The 2,179-nt window shown below is 70.7% G+C and carries 2 protein-coding genes and 1 pseudogene; all 3 read right to left on the minus strand.

The features are described 5' to 3' along the window. A pseudogene (locus tag G3N93_RS38605) lies at positions 1-274 on the minus strand (YbaB/EbfC family DNA-binding protein); the annotation flags it as partial. Between the two features lie 59 nt (positions 275-333). Further along, on the minus strand, positions 334-1,779 hold the full coding sequence (locus G3N93_RS38610) for a Do family serine endopeptidase (RefSeq protein WP_206135392.1): 1,446 nt from the start codon (positions 1,777-1,779) through the stop codon (positions 334-336). 76 nt (positions 1,780-1,855) lie between these two features. After that, a partial coding sequence (locus tag G3N93_RS38615) for a hypothetical protein (protein ID WP_206135393.1) occupies positions 1,856-2,179 on the minus strand: 324 nt, incomplete at its 5' end.

Consider the following 2,179-nt stretch of genomic DNA (forward strand, 5'->3'; position numbering starts at 1 on the left):
TGATCCATGCGCGCACGACGATCGCGGGCGGCGGTGCAGCGGCGCTCGCGTTCAGTACGCGCGCTTCGAGATAGCGATGCAGACGGTCGGCCGCGTCGCCGTCGGCTTCGAGCCAGGTCTGGAACTGCTGCCCGGCGAGCTGTCCGTAACGGATCCACGTTTGCGGCACGTCGGCCGTTTGTGCGACGGCCGATACCGCATTCACGGCCAGCACCCACGCGACGACGATCGCCCGCCACCCTCCCGATACGCCCCACTGCTGCATTCGCTTCATCCCGCCTCCCGTTTCGACGATGCGCCGTCGTGCTGCATCATCCGCTCGCCCTGCGCCCTTCAACCGATCTCGATCGGCACGTACAGCCGCGTGCCGCCGCGCTGGACGAGCAGCGCGACGTTGCCGTGCGCGGCGTCGATCTCGGTCATCAGCGCGCCGATGTTCGCGACCGGCGTGCCGTTGACCGACAGCACGACATCGCCGGGCTGCAACCCCGCGCGCGCAGCCTGGCCGCTCGCCTGCTCGACGCCGAGCGCCTGGCCGACGCCGAGCCGCTGGCGCTCCTGCTCCGTCGCCGCGCGCAATGCGGGCCCGAACCGCGCGGGACCTGGCTCGCCGTGCGCCGACGCGGTGCCGCTGTCGAATGCGCCGACCGTCGCGCTCATGTGCATCGCCCGTCCCGCGCGCCAGACGAGCAGGTCGGCTTGCCGGCCGGCGCGCATGCCCGCAACGGTGCCGAGCAGGTCCGACGATTCGGCGACCGGCTTGCCGTCGACCGCGAGCACGACGTCGCCCGGCTGCAGGCCCGCGTGCGCGGCCGGGCCATCCGGCTCGACCATGGTGATCAGCGCGCCGTCGGGGCTGGCGAGGCCGAACGAACGCGCAAGCGCCTGGCTCACTTCCTGGACGGCCACGCCGAGCCGGCCGCGCGTGACCTTGCCGGTCCGCAGCAACTGGTCCTTCACGTCGAGCGCGATGTCGATCGGGATCGCGAACGCGAGCCCCTGATAGCCGCCCGTCTTCGAGAAGATCATCGAGTTGATCGCGATCACGCGGCCGCCGAGGTCGAACAGCGGGCCGCCCGAATTGCCGGGGTTGATCGGCACGTCGGTCTGGATGAACGGAATCGCGCGCTCGCCCGGCAACGAACGCGATTTCGCGCTGACGATGCCCTGCGTGACCGTGTTCGCGAACCCGTACGGCGAACCGATCGCCATCACCCAGTCGCCCACCTCGGTGCGCGCCGGGTCGCCGGTCGCGACGACCGGCAGGTTGTGCGCGTCGATGCGGATCACCGCGACGTCGGAGACGGGATCGCTGCCGATCACGCGCCCCTTGAACTGCCGCTTGTCGGTCAGCTTCACGTCGATCGCGACCGCATCGCCGACCACGTGCCGGTTGGTCAGGATCACGCCGTCCTCGCTGACGATGAAACCCGAACCGAGGCTCACCTCCTCTCGGTTGCCTATCACGCGCCGCGCAAGAAACGGCGCGAGCGGATGATCGGGTGCGATGCCCGGCGGCAACTGAATGCCCATCTGCGTGACTTCGCGCGTGACGCTGATGTTGACGACAGCCGGGCCGACGCGCCGGACCAGCGCGGCAAAATTCGGCAGCACGACGGTCGGCGTTGGGGTCGGCGTCGGCGATGCGGCACCCGGCTGCGCAGGCCGCTCGGCAGCCGTTGCCGTCGAACAACCGCATGCGTACGCGCAAGCCAACGCCAGCCCGCCGGCCATCGCTCGCAGCGCCGCTGCCAGGTTCGTGTGCCTGCCCGCTTTCATGTCGCTGTTCCTCGTCGGTTCGCGCCGGAACGCCGCCGGCTCGTCGTTACCTGCGCCCCACGCGCGGCCGCCTGCATTACTTCGGCGGCACCGCGACCGGCGCATCGGGCCGCTGCGGCGTCGTCGACCGGCCCCAGTTCGAGCCGAAACGGTTTCGCTCGGTCGACAGGTTGAACGTGCCGAGACGGTTCGACGGCTGCTTCGACAGCCGTTCCGAATCCGTTTGCGACGCGCCCGCCTGCGGATCGGCCTTCGGCTTCAGTTGCTGGCTAAGGCAGTCGTACGACAGCGCACGCTTGCCGTCGACTTCCGCATCGACGCACACCGGCTTCGCTGCCGAACCCGGGCTGGCCGGCGCAGGCGCGGGTGCACTCGCCGCCGCGCGGCCGCCCTGCGCCGG

It is taken from the genome of Burkholderia sp. Se-20378 (assembly GCF_017104665.1).
GTDB lineage: Bacteria > Pseudomonadota > Gammaproteobacteria > Burkholderiales > Burkholderiaceae > Burkholderia > Burkholderia lata.

Coding starts and splice junctions, on each gene's coding strand:
- G3N93_RS38610 (WP_206135392.1), bottom strand. CDS start 1,779: ATGAAAGCGGGCAGGCACACGAACCTGGCAGCGGCGCTGCGAGCGATG.